The organism is Janthinobacterium sp. LM6 (genome assembly GCF_002002885.1).
GTDB lineage: Bacteria > Pseudomonadota > Gammaproteobacteria > Burkholderiales > Burkholderiaceae_D > Janthinobacterium > Janthinobacterium kumbetense.
Genome location: NZ_CP019510.1, coordinates 2,971,398 through 2,998,122, shown reverse-complemented (window position 1 = coordinate 2,998,122; position 26,725 = coordinate 2,971,398). Strand labels below are relative to the sequence as shown.

General features: G+C 61.2%; 9 protein-coding genes. 3 read left to right on the top strand and 6 right to left on the bottom strand.

Going from position 1 to position 26,725, the window contains the following annotated elements:
• The first annotated feature begins 49 nt into the window (after positions 1-49).
• Complete coding sequence (locus tag BZG29_RS13380; RefSeq protein WP_077403421.1) at positions 50-886, top strand: siderophore-interacting protein; 837 nt, start codon at positions 50-52, stop codon at positions 884-886.
• A gap of 91 nt (positions 887-977) precedes the next feature.
• Here BZG29_RS13380 and BZG29_RS13375 read toward each other — a convergent pair whose 3' ends face one another.
• The 3 genes from BZG29_RS13375 to BZG29_RS13365 are packed head-to-tail and all read right to left on the bottom strand — an operon-like array spanning position 978 to position 2,688.
• Positions 978-1,589: a DUF799 domain-containing protein gene (locus BZG29_RS13375; RefSeq protein WP_225242261.1), complete on the bottom strand. Its 612-nt coding sequence runs from the start codon at positions 1,587-1,589 to the stop codon at positions 978-980.
• 47 nt (positions 1,590-1,636) lie between these two features.
• The gene (locus BZG29_RS13370) at positions 1,637-2,005 is read right to left on the bottom strand and encodes a DUF4810 domain-containing protein (protein ID WP_253192869.1); all 369 of its coding nucleotides are present in this window, start codon (positions 2,003-2,005) and stop codon (positions 1,637-1,639) included.
• Between the two features lie 8 nt (positions 2,006-2,013).
• Complete coding sequence (locus BZG29_RS13365; RefSeq protein ID WP_077403418.1) at positions 2,014-2,688, bottom strand: CsgG/HfaB family protein; 675 nt, start codon at positions 2,686-2,688, stop codon at positions 2,014-2,016.
• A gap of 312 nt (positions 2,689-3,000) precedes the next feature.
• Between BZG29_RS13365 and BZG29_RS13360 the strand changes: the two genes are divergently transcribed.
• Positions 3,001-4,200: a YbfB/YjiJ family MFS transporter gene (locus BZG29_RS13360; protein WP_077403415.1), complete on the top strand. Its 1,200-nt coding sequence runs from the start codon at positions 3,001-3,003 to the stop codon at positions 4,198-4,200.
• Between the two features lie 30 nt (positions 4,201-4,230).
• Here the strand turns inward: BZG29_RS13360 and BZG29_RS13355 are convergent, their stop codons facing one another.
• Positions 4,231-4,599: a cupin domain-containing protein gene (locus tag BZG29_RS13355; protein WP_077403412.1), complete on the bottom strand. Its 369-nt coding sequence runs from the start codon at positions 4,597-4,599 to the stop codon at positions 4,231-4,233.
• A 234-nt stretch (positions 4,600-4,833) separates the two neighbouring features.
• Between BZG29_RS13355 and BZG29_RS13350 the strand changes: the two genes are divergently transcribed.
• A complete protein-coding gene (locus BZG29_RS13350; protein WP_077403409.1) occupies positions 4,834-5,367 on the top strand; it encodes an ankyrin repeat domain-containing protein in 534 nt (177 codons plus the stop codon).
• 246 nt (positions 5,368-5,613) lie between these two features.
• On the opposite strand, the gene BZG29_RS27750 is transcribed toward BZG29_RS13350, so the two are convergent.
• Together BZG29_RS27750 and BZG29_RS27745 are read right to left on the bottom strand one after the other, a co-directional pair.
• Complete coding sequence (locus BZG29_RS27750; RefSeq protein WP_150130894.1) at positions 5,614-5,961, bottom strand: hypothetical protein; 348 nt, start codon at positions 5,959-5,961, stop codon at positions 5,614-5,616.
• Positions 5,962-5,969: 8 nt separating this feature from the next.
• On the bottom strand, positions 5,970-26,642 hold the full coding sequence (locus BZG29_RS27745) for a hemagglutinin repeat-containing protein (protein ID WP_150130893.1): 20,673 nt from the start codon (positions 26,640-26,642) through the stop codon (positions 5,970-5,972).
• Positions 26,643-26,725 lie beyond the last annotated feature (83 nt).

Below are 26,725 nucleotides of genomic sequence, written 5' to 3'. Positions count from 1 at the left end.
TTAGTTTAGCATGATGAAACTAATTACCCGATACCAAGGAGTACTTACCATGGCAACACCCCTGGAACAGCAATCCGGCGGCCCCCTGCGCAATGCCAAGCATGACCGCAGCCTGCATGACGTCACGGCCGTCGTCAGCGCCATCGCGCTCCCCGTTCCCAGCGTGCTGCGCGTCACGGCCCGCCTGGACCGCTCCGGCGACGATCCCCAATGGGCACTGCCCAACGTGGCCTTCCGCATCCACCTCGATGGCGGCGCGTCGCGCATCTACACCGTGCGCAGCTTTGACGCGCAGGCAGGCGCGTTTACCTTCGATATCGTGCGGCATGCACACGCGAGTCCGATGATGCACTGGGGTAACAGCCTGCGCGTGGGGGAGGTCTTCCGCCTGACGGGGCCGCGCCCGCAGTTCGTCGTTCCTGCTGGAAACGAACGCAAGCCTGCCCTCTTCCTCGACGAGACGGGCATACCCGCGCTGTACGCGATGTTGCAGCAGTGGCCCGCCGGCGCGAGCGGCATCGGCTGGGTGGTGACGGATGATGCGGCCGCCTTTGCCGAGCTGCCCATCGTGCCGGGCCTGGCACTGCAACGCCTCGGCACGGCCCACGTGGCGCCGGACGGGCCGCTGGCGGCCCGCGCCAGGGCGTTACAAGATCCGCACGATTACGTGATCTGGGGCGCCGGCGAGCGCGATGAAATGCGCGCCATCCGCCAGCATTTTCGCGTCGACGCGGGCTTGGCGAAAGACCAGGTGCTGGTGGCGGGCTACTGGAAACGGGGAGTCAGCAACACGGACATCGATCTGCGCCGCCGGCAAAGCTTCGAGCAACTGATCGCCGATGGCGGCACCCTGGCCGATTTCGACGACCTGGCCGTCGAAGTATAGACAGCGCGACTCCGCGCGCTCCAGCTGAAGTGAAACCGAAGCGCCACAGGCCCTGGCGGATGCAGGGCCTGTGCGGGGTTTCATCGAACGATTACTGCGCCAGGTAGCGTTCCGAACGGGGACCGTACAGCAGGCCATTCGGCACGCCGGCCGACAACATGCGCGCATTCGCCGTGCCAGCGAGCGGATGGCTGGCATCGGTGCTGGTGTTGATGATCTGCTTGACGGCCGCCGTCACCAGCATGCCGACCAGGCCGCCGCCGCCGCTGTTATTGCCTTCGTTGCTGGACGCGCTGGCCGCGCCCTGCCACAGCAAGGCGCCCGTCTTCAGGTCCACCAGCTTGGCATCGACCGACACCACCGTCACGCTGTCAATCACGGCATAGGTCGTGCCGTACTTGGAGATCGTCACGTACAGGCCCGCATCGGCGCCAAAGATCTCATTGAGCTTTTTCGCATCGACGCCGTGGATATCGGCGGCGTTCGTCAAGCCGTTCTGCTTGAAGGTTTCACCGACCACGGCCACCGGCAGCACATAGTATCCCGCTTCGGCCAGCGGATACGTCACTTGCGCGTAGACGCTGTTGCCGGCATTGACTTCCGGCGAGTTGTTCAACGGCGGCAAGACCACGATGGAACGGGGCTTGGCTGCCTTGAAGGCGGTGTAATCGTATGCCGCCTGCTTGGTGGCGCAACCGACCATGAAGATGGCGGGACCCAGGCACAAGGCCATTTTCAACATGCGCGACATCATAATTTCTCGCCTTTTTTCAATTTGCCCAACAGGAAGTCCATGTACGGCGTCGATTCCGGAAACAGTTTTTTCTCGTCTTCGAACTGCGCTTCGACCTGTTCCGGCTTGCCCGCGATCGAGTACAGCATGCCCAGGTGGGCGTGGTAGCCCGGCGGCGCATGGTTGCCCTTCGCGCCGATCACTTGCAAGTCTTTTTCCATGGCAGCGATCTGCTGTTCAGGGCTTTCACCCTTCAGGTATTCGTACACTTGCGGCTCGTAGCCTTCCCATTGGTACAGGGTCTTCGATTGCGTGGCACAACCGGTCAGGGCGGCACAGGCGAGCAGCGCCAGCAGGGCTGCGCCCTTGTTCATCATTGTTTTCATGGGATACCTTATTGTTTGCGCATTGCGCCCGCTTCGACACCAGCCACCAGGCGCTCGACCGCTTCGCGCATGGCCAGGTCCAGCACCTTGCCGTTGAGGGTCGCGTCATAGCTGGCGGTGCCGCCAAAACCCAGCACTTCGCGGTTCGACAGGCTGTATTCGCCGGCGCCGGCGGCCGAAAACACGACTTCCGAGGTGGCGATGTTGACGACGTTCAAGGTGACCTTGGCATATGCCACTTGCGTCTTGCCGCGGCCCATGATGCCGAACAATTGCTTGTCGCCAACTTCCTTGCGGCCGAATTCGGTCACGTCGCCCGTGACGACGAAATCGGCGCCCTTGATATTCTGGCCCTGCTTCTTGAACTCGGCTTCCTGCTTGAGTTCCGCCATGTTGTCGCGGTCGAGCACATTGAAACGGTTGGACGTCTGCAGGTGCGCAATCAGAATCGTTTTCGACTGGCTGCCCAAGCGGTCGACGCCATCGGAAAAGATGCCGCGCATGAAGTTCGAGCGGTTGTCGAATTTGCCGACAGCGATCAGGGTGCGTGGACCAACGTAGGGACGGGCTGCGCTGGCAACCGTGGGGACAGCCAAAGCTTGCGAGGATTCGGAAGCGCAACCAGCCAACGCCGCGCCAATCAGCGCTGCAATCAACAACGCGCCGGGTTTATTCTTGTTCATAGTGCCCTTATGATATGGAGGATCAGGAGCAACCTGCGAAATTGATTTTTGGCAAGTTAATTTCCTAATAGCAATTATATGGTATTGCATGTCTCACAATTCTCTCCAAAAGTAACGATGGCAAGGATTGCATGATTGCCCGCGCTACTCAGGCGCGGCCCTGCTTGACTTCCCGGGGCCGATTCATTAACTTGGCAGTAAAAAAGCGCGCCGTCAGCGCCCTGTGCCACTGTCCCTCACAGACCTCGCCCGCCGGCCTGTTTCACTCCGGCGCCAACGCCACGCTTTTCCACCTGGACGGGTCCCAAGGCCATGCCGATAGACGATCATTCCCCGGCCCATCCGCTGGCCACGGCGCTGGCGCTCTCGCTGGGCGCCGCCGTCGCCCTGGGCCTGTCGCGCTTTTCCTATGGCTTGCTGCTGCCGCCCATGCGCGCCGACCTGGGCTGGTCCTACCTGCTGGCCGGGGCCATGAACACCTTCAATGCGCTCGGCTATTTTCTCGGCGCCCTGGCCACGCCGGCCCTGATGCGCCGCCTGGGCGTGTGGCGCTTGCTGATCGTCGGTTCCGTGCTGGCCAGCATCTTCATGCTGATGTCGGGCCTCGTCAGCGACACGGCCACCCTGTTCCTGCAGCGCGTGTGCGCGGGCGTGGCCAGCGCCTTCATCTTCATCACCGGCGGCGTGCTGGCGGCGCGGCTCGGTTCCATGCACAGCCAGCGCGCCGGCTTCTACATCGGTCTGTACTATGGCGGCACGGGTTTCGGCATCGCGCTGTCGGCCCTGCTGGTGCCGGCGGCGCTGGCGGCCGCCCAGGAGCACGGCGCCGCGCATGCCTGGCAATGGCCGTGGCTGGCACTGGGCATCGCCTGCCTGCTCGCCACCGCCGTCATGGCCTTGCCGGCGAAAGCGATCGGCGAAGCGCCGCGCGCCGTCGACACGCCGCGGCGCTTCGCCTGGCGCGACTTTTTGCCCAGCCTGGCCGGCTACTTCATGTTCGGCGTCGGCTACATCGGCTACATGACCTTCGTCATCGCCCTGCTCAAGCAGCAAGGCATGTCGCCCGCCTTGATCACGGTGTTCTACACGGTATTGGGCCTGGCGGTGGTGGCGTCGTCGCGCATCTGGGCGCGCATGCTGGACCGCTACAAGGGCGGCGAATCGCTGGCGATATTGAATGGCGTGCTGGGCGCGGCGACCATCCTGCCCGCACTGACGAGCTTTGTCCCCGTCGTGTTCTTCTCCGGCCTCGTCTTCGGCGCCGTGTTCCTGTCGGTGGTGGCGTCGACCACGGCCCTGGTGCGGCATAACCTGCCGCAGCAATCCTGGACGGCCGGCATCAGCGCCTACACGACGGTATTCGCGCTGGGCCAGATCGTCGGCCCGATCGTCGTCGGCTGGATCGCCGACGGCCCGGCCGGCCTGGAACGGGGCTTGATCGCCTCGGCCATCGCCCTCTTCATCGGCGCGGCGCTGGCCGCGCGGCAAAAGGCGCTGACGGCGGGCGTGTAAGCGACTGTCTCGCGCATACATTGGCCCCGCTTATTGCGGTTTGGCATACCTTGCGACGCCGGTGACATCGAACAGTACACAACGCTGGTTTCCAACCACCCAGGCGTCGTGCCCCGGTGGCATATAGAAGACGTCACCCGGGCCATATTCCATTTCGGCGCCATCATTCATCCTTACCACCATCCGTCCCTCAAGGACCATGCCGGTATGCGCTGCCTGGCACGAATCGGTTCCTGCAATCGGTTTTACGTGCAGACTCCAGCGCCAGCCAGGCTCAAATTCGCCGCGCCCCATGGTCTGTTCGCCAAGCGTAAAGACAGCCATCCGGCCGGCTCCGTCCTTGAATGGGCGGACTTCGTCCGGCTTATCCAAGGATTTCTTTTCTAACATCGCACTCATGACCCGTCCCTCCTTTGGAATTTCTGGAAGTATTAAATTTCCGAATCGGAATAACTGACACGATATAAAAATCACATCATTTTCCAATATAGTTTAATAATGGAAATTTACAAGCAAAGCACCTGCCGCACTGACCTCAAATGCGGAGCCGGATCGTACAATTGAAACTTCCAGGCCAATGCTTCAACATCCATTTACACTGCAGGCATAGCCCACCTTCACGGAAAGAAAACGATGAACACCGATGCACGAAAAATCCCGGAAACGATGGATGCGGAAACGCTGGAATTCATCCAGGGCCTGTTTGCCCTGGTGCGCGAAGGCGATACGCAGCAACTGGGCGCCATGGTGGCCCACGGCGTGCCAGTGAACTTTCGCAATGAAAAAGGCGACAGCCTGATCATGCTGGCCAGCTACCATGGCCACCTGGAAACGTCGCGCCTGCTGCTGGCAGCGGGCGCCGACGCCAACGTCCCCAACGACCAGGGCCAGACGCCGCTGGCCGGCGTGGCCTACAAGGGTTACCTGGACATCGCCGAACTCCTGCTCCAGCACGGCGCCACGGTGGAAGGCGCCAGTCCGGACGGCAAGACCCCCTTGATGATGGCCGCCATGTTCAACCGCCTGGTCATCCTCGACCTGCTGCTGCAACACGGCGCCCGCATCGATGCCGTGGACAGCCGCGGCATGACTGCCGTCTCGTTGGCCAAGTCCATGAATGCGCAAGAAACCCTGGGCCGCCTGGCCAGCTTGGGGCAGATGGCATAGCCAATGTTAGCATTTAACAAAGCGCAACTTGCGGCAGATCGAGATGGCCAAGGCTGAGATCGTGTACGAATGACGGACTTGACCCCGGCCCTCCCCCTTTGACCAGCTTGGGGCAGACGGCCTGAGTACGGCGGCTTGAGGTGCCCCGGTGTTGCGACACCCAGGATCAGTAACAATTTCACGGACGGAATGAGGCTTCGCCATTTCGACGAAACCTCACCATACCGATGAAAAGTCACCTGTCGATTATCGCAACGAACCTTCTTTAAATAAATCCCCCTCATAACCCAGATCCATAGAGAATTTACCGGCATCAACATTTACCGTAAATTCGCAACGTGTCCATGCAGGCTGATTATTGCTGACCATGAATTGCTGATGTTCACTAACCAAATCAAGAAGTTTCTTAGTCTCCAAATCACTGATGGAGAAATTGCTTTCGGCGACTCCGTTATTTGAATAAAACTCAAATCGACCAACATCACCTTCAGGAGAAATGACTGCAATCATCAAAATTATTTTTGCATCTTCCGGAGCGATATTATATAAATATTTTCCAACTTCTTTAGATATTTCAATATCTTTCGATTCCATTTTTTATCCTAAGCCTCATTATTAAAAATAACTTCATACCTCACATTATTCACCTTATATTCTACCATAAACGAGGTGGGTCTAGCGTCAGCACCCACATACGTAGGTCGAATATCAACACTTACTTTCTTTCCGTCTTTTAACGCAACAGCCCATGTCTGCTCCATGGCTTTCCATTGACCTTGATTCAAACTCGAGTTCATTGGCACAAGGTTAATTTTCTCCCCTGCACCATCGAATTGTGCGCCAATCAGATGCCCGCCTTCATCACCAGCAACGCCACACTTGCCTGCCTTGCACTGCTGATATCCATTCCTATCATGTTTGTTCAGGGTAAGTTCACCCTCGACATGGACAACGCGTGAAAATTCATCCGTACGATAGGTATGATTTGAATCTACCACATAAACGGTATTTGGCTGAGGTTTATTCAATTCCTTGTTCCACTCACCTTTTTTTCCTGATTCGATTTCCTTGACCGGCTTGGCGTCAATCTCCAGATTCCTATTGGGATTTTCCGAATTATTTGCGTTCGGATTCTCATTCTTTTCATTGACCACTTTATTTTCATGTGGCTTTTCGCTGCCCCCCTTATGTGGCGCCGGGACATCTGGGGCCCCATCTTTCAGATTTACATGGGTATTGGGGAAAACTTTGGCTATCTTCCCGGCATTTTTTATCATGCCAGCAAATCCGCCCAGCCCAACCATCGAAATCGACGTACCACCAACTGCACCGTTATCAATCCCCGACTGGCCATATCCCGCGTCTTTGAAACCTTCACCGAAGAAAGAGCTAACCAGATCCGTAGCCTGATTTTTCAAGTTCTCCACTGCTGGTATTTTATTGACGCCATAAATGATCGCCCCAGACGCAAAATCAAGCGCTTCAAGGGTATACTTTGCACCGATATTGCTATCGATCAACTTTCCAAATTTGGTGACCACCTCGCCGACGCCCTGCGTCCCCTTATCAATGACCTTGGTCCCCAGGAAAACATTAGGCTGAGCACCATCTGGCGAATAGTCATACTCCCCCACGTCGCCCGGTGACGCCACCGCCCCCAAAAGAGTTTGCTCCACACGGGGAGTGCGCGGCGTGTTGACTGCGGAAATACCAGCATCCGCAAACGTCTTTTGTATATCGGCAATCTGCTCTGCTGACGCCCCCAGCAGTCCCAGGTAATCGCCGATGCGGCGATTCACTTCCGCCTGAGGTAGATTTTGCGACTCCGGATCGAAGCGCAAGTCGGACACCAGCTTTAACTTTTGCCATGACTCCTGGGACGTCAGGCCATTGAAACCGGCCTCCTGCCCCATTTGTTGCATCCTGGCCTGCTGCTCCTGCGACAATCCCTGCATAGACTCAGGGATATCCGCATGATAAAGAACACCAGACACCTTGCTGCCCGCAGCGGAAGCGGACGCACCAAGCAACCCGCCACCCAGGGCACCCGCGGCGGTGGAAGCGAGAACACGCGCCGTACCGCCTTCGCTCCACTCACGGGTAATTTCCGCAGCTTGGCGCAACAGCGCATCGCGCTGCTCCGGCGCCATCGGCTTGGCCGCCTCTTTCCGCAACTTGTCAGCTTCTTCCAGTTTTTTATCGGCATACTTGCCAATTTCAGACGCAGCGGCCACGCTGAATGCCTCGGTAATGGCCACCTGCGCCTGAACTTCCTTCTCGATCGCTTTTGCGTCCCATCCTTTTTTCAACGCACCGCTACTGTCCTTTTCGCTGCTGACATCGCGATTAAGTCCAGCCAACATCTCCGCTGCCGTCTTACCATTCAGCGCCTGCTGCTTCTCCACATCAGCAATCACTATGGTGCCGCCACTAATACCGGACGTCGTGGTACTACTTTGACTACCCGATGTACTACCAAAGCCCGTTGAACCGCTACTGCCCGATTTCGCATTCGCCGCGGCAGTATCGGCTGTAGTGCTTGCCTCATTCTGCGTACCCACTTTCGCGCCAGCCGACCCGCTCAAACTGAACCCGCTAGCCGAATGCTGATCCTTGTTTTGCAGCTCGCTCGTCGTCAAGGTGCCCGTGATCAGCGAGTTCTTGCCATCTGTGATCGCCTTGCCGCTGCTGGCAATCACGCCGGCCTGCAAATCGGTATTGCCGGCGACGTTGATCTGGAAGCCCCCGTCGCCCGCCTTGATGCCGCTTTGTTCCGTGACGCTGGCAAAGTCACCTTTGGCCTTGCTCTTCGAGACACTGCCGCCGACGGTGCTTGCGCCATAGCAGGCAGGGGGAATGCACAGGCTCATGTTGAAGCCCGCGCTGCTGCTCTTGCTGGCGTAGGTGCTTGTATCTTGCAAACTGATAATGTTCAGGTTGCCGCCGATGGCGGCCTTGACCGTATCTGCCGCTAGAATGGCACCCTGCAAGGTCGTATCGCCGCCGCTGACGATGGTCGCAGTCTTGCCCGCTGTCACATAGGTGTTGGTGTAGTAATTGTCCGTGCCATCAGCCTTGCCGCGTGCCTTGTTTGCCGCAATATCGAGGCTGAAACCATTCTGCGCACCGCCAATGGTATAGCCGATGCCGATGCTGGAACCGCTGCTGCTGTTCTTGCTCGTTTGCGTCGCCGTATTTTGCGCCGCGATCAAGTTGATCTTGTCATCGGCGAACAAGGTAAGATTGCCGCCTGCAGCAATTTTGCTGCCAGCTACCGTCAAGTCGCTGTCCGCCCCTGCCCCGGTCGCAATGATGCTGACGTTGCCCGCAGCATTGACCGCGCTGCCAACCACCGTGCTGCTGCTTTGGTGCATCTCGCTTTCGCTCTTGCTGCTGCCCAGGCTGACGCTGATCTTGATGCCTTTATCCGTCAAGCCCTCCGAGGCCAAGCCAGCCAGATCCTTCGCCTTCGATGCCAAAGTCACGGCCGCCAGCGCCTGCATGCGCGAGTCCTTCGTCTGTTCAGCGGCCTTCGCCAGGCTGCCGATGCTTTTTACGGCATCGACAATCGGCACGTTGACCGTGCCGCCAAGGGCCACCTTGCTGAAGGTCGTGTGTTGCTCACTGGCATTGCTGTTGTACGCCTCCTTGATCAGCACGTTTTTGCCCACGATGCTGATATCGCCAGGCAAGCCGCCATTCGCACCCGCGCCGGTGGCCAGCACTTCGCTGGCCGTCTGCGTGTAAGTTTCGCCCGCGCGCAGCGACACATTGCCGCCCAAGCTGGCAATCTGGCTGCCCACTTGCGCCACGCCCGTGGTCTTGCCATCGCTGGTGGTTTTTACGGTGCCGAAGGCTGGCTGGTTGATGCTGCCAATAAAGCCGGACTTTTTGCTGAAGCTGCTCGACGTCGTATCCTTGTCATTCTCGGCACTGACGATGCTCAGGTTGCGCAAGGCGGTCAAGTCAATATTGCCATCGGCTACCACCGTGCTGCCCTTGATGGCGACGTCGCGTCCGCCCACCATCGTCACACTGCCGCCGCTGATGGCGCTGCCAGCCTGGGTAACGGTGCGGCCATCGTCGGCCTGGCTGGTCAGCGACTTGCTCAGGCCAAAGGTGCCGCTCTTCTTGACTTGCTTGGAGTGAATCTCTTTGCCGTCCAGTCCGACGGATTCGATGCTGATATCGTTCTTCGCCATTAAATTGGCGGCCTCTTGTGCAAGGATCGAGGAACCCGCCACCTTCAGGTCATGCCCGGCAACGATATCGACGGTATTGCCCGTCAATGACGTCCCCAGCGCCGTGCTGGTCTGCACGAGATCGCGCGTGGTCGTCGTTTTGCTGGAGAAAGTACCGCTCTTCTTGACCTTGCTTGCCACATCCAGGCTGTCGGTGGCCACGCCATTGACCAGGCTGATGTCATTGCCCGCCACCAATCCCAGCGCCCCGCCCGCCTGCACATCGGCCGCACGCGCCAGCAAATCATTTCCTGCCTGCAAATTGACATTGCCGGCGCCGATGATCTGGCTCCCCACTTCGCCCGTCTTGCTTTCTTTACGGTAATTGTCCGCATTGCGCACTTGGTCGTGCGTCGAGGCGACGGCGACGGTATTGAGGGTCAGGTTATGGCCTGCGATCAGGCTGGTCTGGCCATTTGCACCGGCATTGGCGATGACGCCGCCGGTCAGCGTCATATCACGACCCGCTTGGGCGACCAGCGTATTGCCTTCACCCGTGCCTGTCACGTACAGTCCTGCGACCTTGTCGACGACGGTGCTGGTTTCGCTGTTGCCTGCCCATTTCGAGCTGGCATTGCTGACCGTGGTCGTAACCACGTTGATATCGCGCCCAGCTCCAGCGATGAGCTTGTCTGTCGCGATCACCTGGCCGCCAACATTATTAATGTCATTGCCCGCCAGCATGACGATCTGCTTGCCGCCCAGCTCGCTGCCCTGGCTAGTGCCTTTGGTCGAGCTGCTGCCATACCAGCTTTGACGCGTTTCTGTATCACGCGCCGTGGCAATATCAATATTGCGTTCCGCAGATAGCTGCAGCGTTTCCGCTGCCTGAACATTTGCTGCTTTCAGCTGGATATTATCACCGGCACTCAGGCGAATATCGCCGGCAGATGAAATAGTACTGGCGGTTTCTTTGCTGGACGTGTCGGTCATATGCCGCTGCCCAGGACCTGCCAACTTGAACTCACTACCGCTGCTCACCGTCGTGACGGCAATATCACGGCCGGCTGCAATGCCAATACCGCCACCGGCATCCGTATTCACGACGGAAGCACCCGCGATAGTCACATCGCGCCCGGCAGAAACCAGCAAATTGCCGCTGCCGGCCGTGCCATTGCCAGTCACGTACAGACCAGCCAGCTTATCCAGGCTGGTACGACTGAAGCTGTTTTTACCATCATTGCTGCTGGATGCCAGCGTGGAGGTCTTCACGTTGATATCCCTGCCCGCAGTGATTTGCAGTTCGCTGTTGGCGGAAATGGTACCGCTGATGTTATTCAGATCCTTCGTGGCATGGGCGGAAATTGCATCGCCAGTGATGCGCCCGCCCAGGTTGTCGATATTTTCCGCATTCAGCTTGACGATCGTGCGTCCGGCAATCGTGCCGCTATTGGTCAAATCGCCCTCGAGATTCAGATTGACCTCCTTGCCGGCCAACAAGCCTCCCTGTCCATCGATATCGCCCTCACGCACGCGCACATATACTTGCGGCGCCAGCACTTTTTGCGTGCTGCCGTCGGCCAGCACGACTTCCTGTTCCACCAACCAGACGATATCGCTGGTCAGCCCCGCCATTTGCTCCGCTGTCAGCGCAATGCCGGGACGAAGGTCCCACTGCTTGGCAAAGGCAATGCCCTGATCCATCAAGGCCTTGTACTGCTGTTCGTCGTTGCTGTAGTCGCCCACGAAACGCTGTCCGGTCAACGCGGCCACTTGTTCGCGCACCAGGCGTTGCTCATAGAAGCCATCGCCCAGGCGCTTTTGCGTCACGGAGGGATCGTTTTTCACCTGCTTGAGCAGATAGTCGGAACCCGTCCATTCCCGATAACTGGCAAAGCGGGGGTCGGTTTCCACCAGATAGCGGGACGATGGCGCGGAGCTCACTTTATACAGGCTGGCGTTCGGAATCTGCAGCGATGAACCCGTGGTCCGCACCACTTGTGCGCGCGTGGATGGGTTACCCAGTTTCACCTGGGTAATGCCATTCATGCGCACCTGCCCCACTCCACCGACGGCGCCTGCGTGTGCCGCGCTGCCTGTCGAGGCTGCAATAGCCACGTCTTTCAGCGGCTTCAATCCGGTTCCGGCGCTTGCTTGCGCGCCGTTGACACCCGCCAGTGCAGTCGGCGCCAGCGTTGCGATCTCGCCCGCCCGGCCAAGCATGCCGGCATCGGCAATACCGCCCGGCCCGCCCTTGCCCTGCACTTGATCTGCCGCAATGCCAGTCCCGGCTACGGGAACGAGCCCCGTGTGCGAGCTGACTTGGCTGCCGGCAATGCCACTCAACTGGGCAGAATTCACCGCCCCAAGCTCTCCAGCTTGGCCAAGGACGCCACCATGAGCCGCGCCGCCGGGTCCATTGCCGCCCGACACGGCCGTGACCGATCCCACAGACGAGCGAGACAGCAAGGCCGCATCAACGCCTGCGCCAGGCTGGCCAGCGCCGCTGGCCGCATCAACGTGAGCGCCGGACACCGAGTCAACGGCAACAGTACGGGCCGCATCGCCCGTACGCGTGCTGCCCGTCGCGCCGTGAGCGCCCGACACCGCTGCAGCGCCCTGTGCGGCAACGCTACCTGCCGCGCCCGTCGACACGTGGTTCAGTGACGTCCCTGTATCCGCAGCGATGCCTGTCGCGCCATCAAGCTTGCTGCCTGGCGTGACGCCAACCGCCGCATCGGTGACGGGATTGCCAGCGCGGTCAGTCTTTTGGACAATACTACTGCCATCGACGTGACCAGACTTAGTACCACTTACATTGCTGGATGATCCACTGTCGACTGAACTCACCACAACATTCGAGGTATTAACGTTGGCAGTAGTACTGCCAATGCGTTCAGTTCCACTACTGACATTGGCAACAGCTACGGTAGTAGGTCTTGAACTTTGCTTTCCAATCGCCGTGAATTGTTCATTACGGGCAGTACTTGTTGATGTGGAAGGCAGTGTCTCTGTAAGATCAATAGGCGTCACTTTAGCATGTGTCAGACGTACATCTTGAGCAAAATGTACAGGTCGATAAAACGTAGACGTTCCTGACTCTCGTACGGTTTTCTTTCCATCACTAGTACTATTTTTTAATACAGCCCTATCTATATCCAGCGCCCCGCCAGCAAGAATATGGCTGTGCTCATTTATGACCGCGTTAGCCTTAATTCTTACATTATTGCCTGCAATAATTTTTCCAGGATCTGAGTTAATGACAACATTTTCATATGTGGTACGCGTTACTTCACGATGTGTGAACTCCAGAAAATACCGTCCGTCGGAGGTTTCTATACGGTAAAGATCTTCGGTCCCAACTCCACCCGTCCCCCAGTTTGGGGCCCCACGAGTCCCACGCAGCTTGAAACCTGGTTGCCCTTCCACGAATATTTCGTTGCTATTAGCAACTTGATACTCAGATATTTTTTCCGTATTTGATTGCCCCTCCTGAAAAACTATATGGTTGTTAAGCACATTCACCTGACTCGCACCCAAATCCAGATTCCCCAGCGCCTCGATCGTCGCACTGGCATTCGTCACCGAGCCAGCCCAGCCCGTGGCGATGCGGTTGCCGTCCAGGTAGCCGCCGATGGCCATATCGCCGCCGCTGAAGATCAGGCCGTGTTCGCGGTTGTTGAGTGTCGTGACGCCGATATCCAGGCGGCTGCGCGCCGCGATGGTGGCCGCCACGCCGCCTTCCACGTCATTGTTGACGGTACCGCCACCGATGCTCAGATGGTCGCCGTAGATGCGGCCCGTGCCCATGTTATTCAGCGTGCCGACGTTCAGTTGCGTGCTGATGCCGTCTATCACGCCGTGGTTGTTCAATACGCCGCCGACGTTGATGCGCGTCGTGCCTGCGTTGATGTCGCCCGTGCTCGTATTGTCGAAATTGGCCGCGCCCAGGGTCAGCATGCTGAGCGCCTGGATCTTGCCAGCATTGGTCAGCAATCCGCCGATAGTGATACCGGCATTGCCATTGGCCATGATCTCGGCGCCCGCGTTCAGCGTAAAGTTGCCGGCCAGGTCCAGCGCCAGGTCTTGCTGCGACAGCAGCTTGCCGTCGCCGCTCAGGCTGCCTGCGCGGATGTCGGTGCGCTGGCCGCCGATGATGGTGCCGCCCGTGTTGGTGATGGCCAGGCCACGGCTGGAGCCGTTATCCTGCAACGACAGCGTGCTGCCGGCACTCAACATGCCCAGGGTATTGTTGACGCTGCCTGCGCTGTTGATCGCCAGGTTGCCATCGGCGCGCACCGCGCCCTGCACATTGCTGACATTGGCACTGTTCAGGGTCACCTGCACGCCTTCGATGCCCTGGTTCGCGCCCAGGGTGCTGGCGTTGTCGATTGCGCCACCCGTCAGCGTGACGGCCGCGCCGGAGCGGATCAAGCCTTGCTGATTGTTGACGCTGCCGCCACCGGCGTTCAGGCCGATATTGCCCAGCACCTGGATTTGCCCGCCCTGGTTTTGCAAGCCGCTCAGGGTCAGATCCAGCGCCGACTTGCCGACGACCTGGCCGCCACGGTTGTCCAGCTGGCCCACGCTGCCCGTGATGTTGCCTGCCGCGCCCAGATAGCCACCCGCATTGTTCCAGCTGCCCGTTTGCAGGGTCAATCCGGCACCGCTGCTGATGCCGCCGGCGCTGCCGGGATGGCGCACCGCATATGCGCCCGCATTGGTGTTGAGTAAAGCGTTGCCGTGCGTGTCGATGGTCATGGCACCGCCCGATTGCAGCAAGCCGCCATCGTTGTCCAGGATGCCCGTCTGCAAGTTGACGGTGCCTGCGCCCGCCAGGGTACCCTGGGTGTTGTTGAAGACCTGGCCGTGCGTATCGAGTGTGACGTTCACGCCCGCGATGGTGCCCAGCCCGTTCGACAGGCCGCCATTGCGCAGGATGATGTCGCCGCCCGACTGCATGGTGCCGCCGTCGTTGACGGTGGCGCCCGTGGAGGTGACCGTCAACAAGCCTTGCACCGAGGCCAGCTTGCCGCCGGCGCTGTTATCGACGCTGGCCGCGTTCACGGTCATATTGCCCGTGGCGGCCAGCAAGCCGCCCGCATTGTTCAATGCCTGCGCCACATTCGCCGTCAGTTGCCCGCCCGCCGTGGCGCTGCCGCCCTGGTTCAGCAGATTTCCTGCGCCCAGCACGACATTGCCGCCACCGGCGATGGCGCCGCCATGGCTGTTGTCGAGTACATTGTTCGCCGTCACTGTCAAATTGGCGGTACCGGCCGCCTGCAGCTTGCCGCCCTGGTTGTTCAGGGTCGGGGCAACAATCGTCGTGTTGCCATTGCTGGCGATGGTGCCGCCGTGGTTATCCAGACTGGTCGTCAGTTGAATGCTGGTATCACCTTTACCCAGCTGCGTCAGGTTGCCACCGCCATTGTCCAGGGTGCTACCCGTCACGCTCAGTTGCTGCGCGATGGTGCTGGCGTTGCGGTGGTCGATGGCGCCGGCCGTGACGACCAGCGCGCCATTGCCCGTGATCTGTCCGCGCAGGTCGTTCAGCTGGTTCGCTTGCAGGTTCAAGGTGCCGCTGCCCGCGTGTTCGATCTTGCCATCCGTATTCGTCAGGGTGGCCGCTTTCAGCCCCAGGTTGGCGCTGTTGACGGCGATGCGTCCGCCCGTGTTGTCCAGCACGCCCGCTGGCGCCGTCAACTCGATGGCCGTATTGCCGGCACCGGTCTGCACGATGCTGCCTTGTTGGTTGTTCAGGTTGCCGGTTGTGACGGCCAGTTGGCCGGCGCTGATGTCGCCGCGCTGGTTGTTCCACGTCTGGCTATTCGCACCGGCCTTGATCGTCAAGGCGCCCGGCGTGGTGACCACGGCGCCGCTGGTGCTGACGTCGCCTACGCTGGCCGTCAGGCTGATATTGCCGGCGCTGCTGCGGCTGCCGCCGAGGTCGACGCTGCCGCCGCGCAGGACGGCATTGCCTGCCGCCAGCACTTGCCCATGGGCGCCCAGCGCCTGCTGCGCCGTGACTTGCAAGTTTCCGCTCGTCTGCAAGCTGCCATCGGCTTTCACGCCCGCGCCGATCAGGCTGGCCGCGCCGCTGTTGATGCTGTTGGCACTGATGGTGTTGTTGCCTTGGGCCAGGATCACGCCGGTATTCTCCAGCGCCCCCGTCACGCTGAGCACCTGTTCTGCGCCGGCAAACAGGCTGCCGCTGTTGCGCACGCTGCCCGCCGTCGTCGTCAGATTGCCGCTGGCAACGATACTGCCTTGCGCATTGAGCAGCTCGTCCATCGTCAATTGCGCATTGCCGCCCGCCGCCTGCAACTGGCCCAAGGTGTTGTCCACCGTGCCGCCAGCCACCGTCAGGTCGCGACCGGCAATGATCACGCCGGAGGTATTGTCCAGCTTGCCCGTCGCCGCCACATTGACATCTTGCGCAGACGCAATACGGCCATGATCGTTAAGCAACTCACCCGTTTCCACGCGCACATTGCCATTCGCTTCGATCTTGCCGCCGCTATTGTCCAGGCGCGTGCTGGCCAGCACTGTTGCCGCGCTCGTGCCCAGCTGCGTAATCTGCCCCTGGCGATTATCGAGGATGCCGGCGGAAACGTTCACCTGCTGCGCCAGCAGGCTCGCGTTGCGGTGATCGATGTAATTGGCCGCCACCTGCAGCGCGCCATTGCCCGTCAGCTGGCCCCGCTGGCCGTACAGATTCGTGGCGCGGATGTCCAGCACGCCCTTGCCTGCATGCTCGATCTTGCCATCGATATTCGTCAAGTCGCCCGCCTGCAGGCGCAGGTTGGCGCTGTTGACGGCGATACGGCCGCCCGTATTGTCCAGCTTGCCCGTCTCGATGACGGTGTCGCCCGTGCCCGTCTGGATCAAGGTGCCCTTGGCGTTGTCCAGATTGCCTACACGCAAGGCCAGTTGCCCCGCGCTCAGGCTGCCGCCCTGGTTGACCAGTGCCTGCCCGTTGGCGGCACTCGCCGTGATATTCAACAGGCCATTCGTCGACACGACCGCCTTGCTGGTCGTCACATTGCCCGTCAATGCCGTCAAGCCGATATTCGCCGCGCTGGTCTGGCTGCCGCCCACGTCAACCGATGCACCCGTCAGCTGCAGCTGGCCGGCCGCCATGTTCTGGCCGCCAGCCTGCAAGGTGCCGCCCGTTTTCACCGTCAGATCGCCAGCCGAGGCAAAGCTGCCATCGGCGCGCATGCCCGCTGCCAGCAGGCCGTTGCCGCCCAGACTACCCGCCGTGATCGTCGTATTGCCCAGGGCGGCCAGCGAGCCTGTATTGCTGAGCAAGCCGCCGATATCCAGGCTCTGGTTGCGTCCCGCATACAGCACGCCAGCGTTGAGCACGTCGCCGCTGACCTTGGCCGTGATATCCGTGCCTGCGCTCAGCGTGCCCTGTGCATTGCGCACGCTGGCCGCGTCCAGGCGCAAGGCGCCAGTGCCAGCCTGCAGCAAGCCGCGCGTATTGTCGATGGCGCCGCCCAGGTGCAGATCGGTCGCCGCCGCGATCACGCCGTCTGTATTGACGAGTTCGCCGGTGCTGACGATGTCGGCGGAAGTGGCCGAAGCGATCTTGCCCTTGGTATTGTCCAGGCTGCCGGTCTGCACCGACAGCAAGCCATTACCGGCAATCTCACCACTCGTATTATCGAGCTGTCCCGTGACGGCCACCGTCATGCCGCCCGCGCCCGTCTGCAGCAGATGGCCGCCCCGGTTGCTCAGGCTGTCTGCCTGCACGTTCAGGGAGCGGCCCGTGGTGGTGGCGTTGGCGTGGTCGAACAGACCGGCTTTCAGATCGACGGCGCCGTTGCCGATGATGCTGCCGCCGGCCCCCTGCAAGGTGGCTGCCGTGATGGCCAAGGTGCCGACACCCGCATGCTCGATCTTGCCGCCCGCATTCGTCAAGCTGGCCGCGCCCAGGGTCAGATTCGCGCTATTGACGGCGATGCGACCGGCGCTGTTGTCCAGTTTGCCCGTCTGGATGACGGTATCGCCCGTGCCTGTCTGGATCAATGTGCCCTTGGCGTTGTCCAGGTTTCCCACGTGCAAGTCGAGCTGGCCCGCCTGCAAGGTGCCTTCCGTGTTGTGCAAGGTGGCATTGCTCGTGACGTTCAAGGTGCCTGGTGTCGTGACGACCGCCTTGTTCGTACTGACGTCACCCATTTTTGCCGTCAGGGCGATGTTGGCGGCGCCGGTCTGGCTACCAGACAAGTCCACGCTGGCGCCCGTCAGGTTCACCTTGCCCGCCGCCAGGTTCTGGCCATGCGCGGCCAGCGTTTGCATGGTGCTGATCGTCAAGTCACCAACCGTGCCGAGCTTGCCATCGGCCTGCATGCCGGCGCCGATCAGGCTGCTTGCGCCGCTGTCGAGGCTGTTGGCTGTCAGGCTGTTGTTGCCCTGCGCCGCAATCACGCCTGTATTAATGATGGCGCCTGTTGCGGTCAGGGATTGATTCCCGGCCGCATACAGGCTGCCCGTGTTGTTCAAGCTGGTCAGTGTCGCGTTCAGATTGGCGCCGGCAAACACGTTGCCTGCGGTGTTATTCAAGTTCGCGACGTTCAAGGTCGCGTTGCCGGCCACGGCCTGCAACTGGCCCTTGGTATTGTCGATGTCAGCACCGCTCAATGCCAGGTTGCGCCCGGCGGCCACGGTGCCTTCCGTATTGTCCAGGCTGCCCACTGCAAGCTCAGCATCCTGCGCCGCCACGATGCGGCCCTTGTTGTTCAGCAACGAGCCCGCTTTCACCAGCGCATCGCCATTGCCCTCGATCTTGCCACCCGTGTTGTCCAGCAAACCCGTGCTGTTGATGCTCATCAAGCCTGTACCCGTTTGCGCCAGGGTACCGGCACGGTTATCCAGGCTGCCTGCGTTGACCGTCAGCTGATTGGCGATGGTGGTGGCATTGCGGTGGTCGAACGCCGCCGCCGTGATGTCGAGCTTGCCATTGCCTGTGATCTTGCCTTGCTGGTTGTTGAACTGGCCCGCGTTAATGGCCAGGATGCCGGCACCTGCGTGCTCCAGCTTGCCATTGATGTTCGTCAAGACCGTGGCGTTCAGGGCCAGGTTCGCGCTGTTGACGGCGATGCGGCCGGCTGTGTTGTCCAGCTTGCCCGTGGTAATGGTGGTATCGCCGGTGCCCGTCTGCACGATCTCGCCGTTGGCGTTGTTCAGGTTGGCCACGTTCAGTTGCAACTGGCCTGCTACCAACTGGCCCTGGATATTCACCAGCGACTGGGCGTTATGCGCATTAGCCGTGATGGCCAGCACGTTGCTGGCGGAAATCACCGCCTTGGTCGTCACTACATCGCCAGTATTTGCCGTAATGGCGATATTCGCTGCGCCAGTCTGGCTACCCGACAAATCGACCGCTGCACCTTTCAACTGAGCGCTGCCCGCCGCCAGGTTCTGGCCGCTCGCTTGCAGCACGCCATCGGCATTGATGGTCAAGTCGCCTGCCGTACCCAGGCTGCCATCGGCTTTCACGCCGGCGCCCAGCAAGCCGCTGCTGGTGACTTTGCCGGCGGTAATATGGGTGTTGTTGACGGAAGCGATTGAGCCGCTGTTGTTCAGCAAGCCACCCACCGTCAATTGCTGGTTGCGGCCCGCGTACAGCAGACCGGCGTTATTCAAATCACCACTCACTTTCGCCGTCAGATCCGTGCCGGCGCTCACTGTCCCCTGCTGGTTCAGCAAGGTCGCCGCCTCAAGATGTAAATTGTCCGCCTGCAATACGCCGCGCGTGTTGTCCAGTGCAGTGCCGCCAACCTGCAGATTGGTGGTGGCGGCGATCACGCCATCCGTATTGTTCAGCACACCTTTGCTGATGACAGAAGCTGCTGCCGCCGACGTGATGCGGCCCTTGTTGTTGTCCAGCACACCCGCCTGCACATTCAGCGTCCCCGTGCCCGCGTGCTCGATCTTGCCATCCTGGTTCGTGACCTTGACGGCATCGATATTCAAGTTCGTGCTGTTGACGGCAATGCGCCCAGCCGTGTTGTCAAGATTGCCCGTCTGGATGCCGGTATCGCCAGTGCCCGTTTGCAAGACAGTGCCCTTGGCGTTGTCCAGGTTGCCCACGTGCAAGTCGAGCTGGCCCGCCTGCAAGGTGCCTTCCGTGTTGTGCAGGGCGGCATTGCTCGTGATGTTCAATGTGCCTGGCGTCATCACCACCGCCTTGTTCGTACCAACATCGCCCTGAGTGGCCGTCAGCCCGATGTTCGCCGCGCTGGTCTGGCTGCCGCCGATGTCGATGCTGGCGCCTGTCAGGGTCGCCTTGCCCGCCGCCAGATTCTGGCCGTGTGCAGCCAGCGTTTGCGCGGTGTTGATGGTCAAGTCACCAGCCGTGCCCAGCTTGCCATCGGCCTGCATGCCGGCGCCGATCAGGCTGCTTGCGCTGCTGTCAAGACTGTTTGCCGTGATGTTGTTGTTGCCTTGCGCCGCGATGACGCCCGTGTTCACGATGGCGCCGCTGGCGTTCAAGGTCTGATCGCCGGCCGCATACAGGCTGCCGCTGTTGCTCAAGGTATCGAGCGTGGTGTTCAGATTGCCGCCAGCAAACACGCTGCCGGCTGCATTGTTCAATTTACCGACTGTCAAAGCAGCATTGCCGGCTACGGCCTGCAATTGGCCCTTGGTATTGTCGATGTCAGCACCGCTCAATGCCAGGGTGCGCCCGGCGGCCACGGTGCCTTCCGTATTGTCCAGGCTACCGACGTTCAACCCGGCATCCTGCGCCGCCACGATGCGGCCCTTGCTGTTCAGCAACGTATCCGCTTTCACCAGCGTATCGCCATTGCCTTCGATCTTGCCGCCCGTGTTGTCCAGCAAACCCGTGCTGTTGATGCTCATCAAGCCTGTACCCGTTTGCGCCAGGGTGCCGGCGCGGTTGTCGAGGCTGCCTGCGTTGACCGTCAGCTGATTGGCGATGGTGGTGGCATTGCGGTGGTCGAAGGCCGCCGCCGTGATGTCGAGCTTGCCATTGCCTGTGATCTTGCCTTGCTGGTTGTTGAACTGGCCCGCGTTAATGGCCAGGATGCCCGCGCCCGCGTGCTCCAGCTTGCCATTAATGTTCGTCAATACCGTGGCGTTCAGGGCCAGGTTCGCGCTGTTGACGGCGATGCGGCCGGCTGTGTTGTCCAGCTTGCCCGTGGTAATGGTGGTATCGCCGGTGCCCGCCTGCACGATCTCGCCGTTGGCGTTGTTCAGGTTGGCCACGTTCAGCTGCAACTGGCCGGCTACCAGCTGGCCCTGGGTATTCACCAGCGACTGGGCGTTATGCGCATTGGCCGTGATCGCCAGCACGTTGCTGGCGGAAATCATCGCTTTGTTCGCCAGCACGTTACCGCTGCGCACGGTGATCGCGATGTTACCGGCCCCCGTCTGGCTGCCCGACAGGTCCACATTGTCGCCCGTCAGCACGGCGCTGCCCGCCGCCAGGTTCTGGCCGCTCGCTTGCAGCACGCCATCGGCATTGATGGTCAAGTCGCCTGCCGTACCCAGGCTGCCATCGGCTTTCACGCCGGCGCCCAGCAAGCCGCTGCTGGTGACTTTGCCGGCGGTAATATGGGTGTTGTTGACGGAAGCGATTGAGCCGCTGTTGTTCAGCAAGCCACCCACCATCCATTGCTGGTCACGGCCTGCATACAGCAGGCCGGCATTGTTCAGGTCTCCGCTCACTTTCGCTGTCAAGTCCGTGCCCGCGCTGAGCGTACCCTGCTGGTTCAGCAAGGTCCCCGCATCCAGACGTAAATTGTCCGCTTGCAATACGCCGCGCGTGTTATCCAGTGCAATACCGCCCACATGCAAGTCGGCAATCGCGGCAATTACGCCATCCGTATTGTTCAGCGCGCCCTTGCTGAGGATTTCTGCCGAAGCAGCCGACGTGATGCGGCCCTTGCTGTTGTCCAGCACGCCCGCCTGGACGGACAGGATGCCGGTTCCCGCATGCTCGATCTTGCCATCGCGGTTCGTCAGCGTAGTCGCATCGAGGGTCAACTTGTTGCTGTTGACGGCGATGCGGCCAGCCGTGTTGTCCAGATTGCCCGTCTGGATGACGGTGTTACCCGTGCCCGTTTGCAGCAACGTACCCTTGGCGTTGTCCAGGTTTGCCACATGCAGGTCGAACTGGCCTGCCTGCAAGGTGCCTTCCGTGTTATGCAGGGCGGCATTGCTCGTGATGTTCAATGTACCTGGCGTCGTCACCACGGCCTTGTTCGTGCTGACATCGCCCTGTGTCGCCGTCAGGCCGATGTTGGCCGCGCTGGCCTGGCTGCCACTGATGTCGAGCATGGCGCCTGTCAGATTGGCATTGCCGGCCGCCAGAATCTGGCCGTGTGCATCCAGCGCTTGCGCGGTGCTGATCGCCAGGTCGCCAACCGTGCCCAGCTTGCCATCGGCTTGGATACCCGCGCCGATCAAGCTGCTTGCGCCGCTGTCAAGACTGTTTGCCGTGATGCTGTTGTTGCCCTGCGCCGCGATGACGCCCGTGTTCACGATGGCACCTGTTGCGCTCAGGGATTGATTCCCAGCCGCATACAGGCTGCCCGTGTTGCTCAAGGCGTCGAGCGTGGTGGTCAGATTGCCGCCGGCAAACACGTTGCCTGCCGCATTGTTCAAGTTCGCGACGTTCAAGGTGGCGTTGCCGGCCACGGCTTGCAGCTGGCCCTTGGTATTGTCGATGTCAGCACCGCTCAATGCCAGGTTGCGCCCGGCGGCCACGATCCCTTCCGTATTGTCCAGGCTACCCACATTCAATTCGGCATCCTGCGCCGTCACGAGGCGGCCCTTGTTGTTCAGCAAGGTAGCGGCCTTTACCAGTGCATCGCCATTGCCTTCGATCTTGCCGCCCGTGTTGTCCAGCGAGCCGGCGGCATTGAGGCTCATCAAACCTGTGCCCGTTTGCGCCAGGCTGCCGGTCCGATTGTCCAGCGTGCCGGCGTTGACGCTCAGCTGATTGGCGATGGTGGTGGCGTTGCGGTGATCCAGGGTAGTCGCCGTGATGTCAAGCTTGCCGTTGCCCGTGATCTTGCCGAACTGGTTGTTGAATTGCCCCGCGTTGATGGCAAGGATGCCGGCGCCCGCGTGTTCCAGCTTGCCATTGATATTGGTCAAGACGGAGGCGTTCAAGGCCAGGTTCGCGCTGTTGACGGCGATGCGGCCAGCCGTGTTGTCCAGCTTGCCTGTGGTGATGACGGTGTCGCCCGTGCCCGTCTGCACGATCTCGCCACTGGAGTTGTCCAGGTTGGACAGTTTCAGTTGCAACTGACCAGCCACCAACTGGCCCTGGCTGTTCGCCAGTGACTGGGCGTTGTTCGCGTTGGCGGTGATGGCCAGCAGATTGCTGGCGGAAATCACGGCCTTGTTCGTCAATACGTCGCCGCTGCGCGCAGTGATGGCGATGTTGCTTGCCCCCGTCTGGCTGCCCGACAAGTCCACATTGTCGCCCGCCAGCACGGCGCTGCCCGCCGCCAGGTTCTGCCCGCTCGCTTGCAAGATGCCATCGGCGTTGATGGTGAGATCGCCTGCCGTGCCCAGGCTGCCATCGGCTTTCACGCCGGCACCCAGCAAGCCGCTGCTGGTCACTTTATTAGCGGAAATATTGGTGTTGCCAACGGAAGCGATTGAGCCGCTGTTGTTCAGCAATCCCCCAACCGTCAGTTGCTGGTTGCGGCCCGCATACAGCAGGCCGGTATTGTTCAAGTCTGCGCTGATACGCGCCGTCAGGTCCGTACCGGCGCTCACCGTGCCCTGCTGGTTCTGCAAGGCCGCCGCGTCCAGACGTAAATTGTCCGCCTGCAATACACCACGCGTGTTATCAAACCCGATACCCGTCAACTGCAGCGCCTGCGTGGCCGCGATCACGCCGTCCGTGTTGGTCAGCGCGCCCTTGCTGGCGATATCCGCCGAGGCGGCGGACGTGATACGGCCCTTGCTGTTGTCCAGCACGCCCGCCTGCAGCTGCAGGCTGCCATTGCCGGCGATGCTGCCGCGCGTGTTGTTCAGGGTCTGCGCCACGTCCACGCGCATCTGTCCTGGCCCCGTCTGCTGCAGGGTGCCGTCGCGGTTGTCCAGATTGTCGGCCTGCACTGTTACCTGCTGCCCGGACGTAACGGCATGACGGTGATCGACCGTTTCCGCCTGGATATCAACCAGGCCATTGCCCGTCACCTTGCCGCGCTCGTCATCGAAACGCACCGCGTCGATGCTCAGGCTGCCCGTGCCCGCGTGTTCGATGCTGCCGTCGCGGTTAGTCACAGTTTCCGCAGTCAGCGCCAGCTTGGCGCTGTTGACGGCGATGCGTCCGCCCGTGTTGTCCAGGGTGCTGCCAGTTAATGCCGTATCGCCAGTGCCCGTCTGGATCAGGGTACCACCGCGGTTGTCGAGCGATCCCGTCTGGATATCCAATTGCCCCGCGCTCAGGGTACCGCGCACGTTCGACAGGGCCTGGCTGCTGCCGGCCGCCGTCACGGACAGCAGGCCCGTGGTCGTCACCAGCGCGTTATCGGTGACGACATTGCCAGTTTTGGAGTTCAAGTCGATGGCCGCACCGCCCGTCTGGCTGCCGCTCAGGTCGATGGTGGCAGCGTGCAGGCTGGTCTTGCCGGCGGCCAGGTTCTGACCGTGCGCACTGATCGCTTGCGCAGCCGTCAGTTGCAACTGGCCGTTGCCGGCCAGGCTGCCGTCGGCGCGGATGCCTGCACCCAGCAGGCTGCCGGTCGTGCTATCGATGCGGCTGGCATCGATGCGGTTGTCGCCCTGCGCTGCGATGACGCCGCTGTTGCTGATGGCGCCGCTCACCTGCAGCGCCTGGCTGCCGGCCGCATACAGGTTGCCGCTGTTGAGCACTTCGCTGGCCTGCGTGGCAAGGTTGCCACCAGCAAATACGCTGCCGGCCGTATTGTTCAGCTTTGCGACCGTCAAGGCCGCATCACCCGCCACTGCCTGGATCTGGCCGCGCGTATTGTCGACGTCGCCACTGTCGAGGCGCAGTGTACGGCCCGCCGCCAGGGTCGCTTCCGTGTTGTCCAGAGCGCCTGTCGACAGCGCCAGGTCCGTACTTGAGACGATACGGCCTTTCTGGTTTTGCACATTGCTTGCCTGCACAGTCAGCGCGCCATTGCTTTCCAGCGCGCCGCCGCGGTTGTCCAGCCCGCCGCGCACCTGCACACGCGTGTCGCCCTGGCCGCTCTGCGCCAGGCTGCCGCCCCGGTTGTCCAGGGTAGCGGCGTCGATACTGAGCTGCCCCGCCACCGTGCGCGCATCGCGGTGGTCGATGTGCTCGCCCGTCAGCGCCATGGCGCCATTACTGAGGATGCTGCCGCGCTGCAAGTTGATCTGCGCTGCGCCGATCTCCAGCGCGCCCGTGCCCGCATGCTGGATCGTTCCGTCCTGGTTGCTCAGGCCGGCGGCCTGCAGACGCAAGGTCTGGCTATTCGTGGCGATGACGCCGCGCGTATTGTCCAGTGAACCCGGCAAGCGGATGGCCAGATCACTATTGCCCAATTGCATGATCTGGCCGCCCACGTTCGACAGGTCGTGCGCGTTCACGCCCAATTGCTGGCCCACCAGTTGCGCCGCATCGCTGCGCACGGTCTGCGCCGCATCCAGTTGCAGGCGGTCGCGGGCAGTGACCTGCGCGCGGCTGGCATCGAGGTCGCCGGCGCTGGCCCCCAGGCTGACATTCCCGCCCGAAACTTGCGCGCCAGCAAGGTCCAGCTGGCGCGCCGCCAGGCTGCTGTCTCCGCCTGCCACGGCCGTGCCATGCACGGCAATGGTATCGCCAGCAGAAACGCTCAGCTTGCCGCTGGCAGCCAAGGTATTGTCCAGATTCAAACCAGCCGCCAGCACCGAGCCGGCAGTGGCATCGATGCGCGCCGCCGCACCCGTGGCGTGCACCTTGGCATTGCCCTGGGCCGCGATCACGCCGCTGTTGGCAATATTGCCCTGCGCCTGCATCTGGCTGTCGCCGCCCGCATACACGGTGCCGCTGTTGGCCACGTCGCCCGCGACGGCGATGCTGGTCTGGCTGCCGGCGCCGGAAGACTGGATGTTGCCGCTGTTGCTCAGCCAGCCATTCGATTGCAGCACCAGGTTGCCGGCCGTGGCCGCCAAGACGCCCGCATTGCGCACGCCCAGGCCCGCTTCCGTGCCGACCAGGGTGATCTTGCCCGCATACATGCCGCCCAGCTGTGCCACGTCCAGCGCATACCCCGGGGCCGGCCCCACGCCAGCCGCGGCGCCCGCCACGCCATGCGCCGCATCGATCTGGTTAGTTCCCGTCACCACTTTCAGTTCCTGCGCCCAGATACCGCCGTTGATCTGCGCGGCGCGCGCCAGGATCGCCGTGTAATCGCTCAGCGACGTATCCAGTCCCCTTCCATTGATGCTGACCACGCCGCGCTGCACCATGTAGCCGTCCAGGCTGCCGCCGTTGAGGATAGGCGTGCCCGTCGTCAGTGTGACCCGGCTGGCGTTGATGAAGCCGCCGCCATCGATGGCCACGCCGGCCGGGTTGGCGATGACGACCTCGGCGCGCTGGCCCGCCACTTCCACATAGCCGCGCAGCTGGCTCGGGTTGGCCGAATTGACTTCGTTGAGGATCACGCGCGCGCTGCCGCCTGCCAGCCACGGATTGCCCTGCACCCAGCCGCCCGTCTGCGTCTGCACGTTGCCGCGGCTGTTGTTCAGGATGGCGCCATTGGCCGTCACGTCGAACTGGCTGTAGGTATTGCGCGACACGCCCGCCGCGCTCGGCGTCTGGATATTGACCTGCGTCACGCCATTCGCGCTTTGCACCACCGTCGGACGCTGGCGGCCCGGCGCATTCGGGTCCGCCACGATCTGTCCCATGGCTGGCCCCGCCACAAAGGTCACCATGCCCAGCGCGCCAAAGATCGCCAAGGCCAGCGGCCGCAATTTGGCATTGACCCCGCCACCGCCATCACCGCCAAACACGCCGCTGTCCAGGCCGCCCTCCCCCTTGGCAGCCTTGCCTTGCGAAGAGGCATTTTCGGCGACGACCATCAATTGGCCACGGCGTTTGTTGAAGATGATGCGGTACAGGTTCTTGTTCATGAAAGTCCTAATAGCGGCCAAATACAGGGAAAGGAAAACGTCTGGCGGATGGCTGCGTTTAGTGACTTAATTCTTTAAAACTA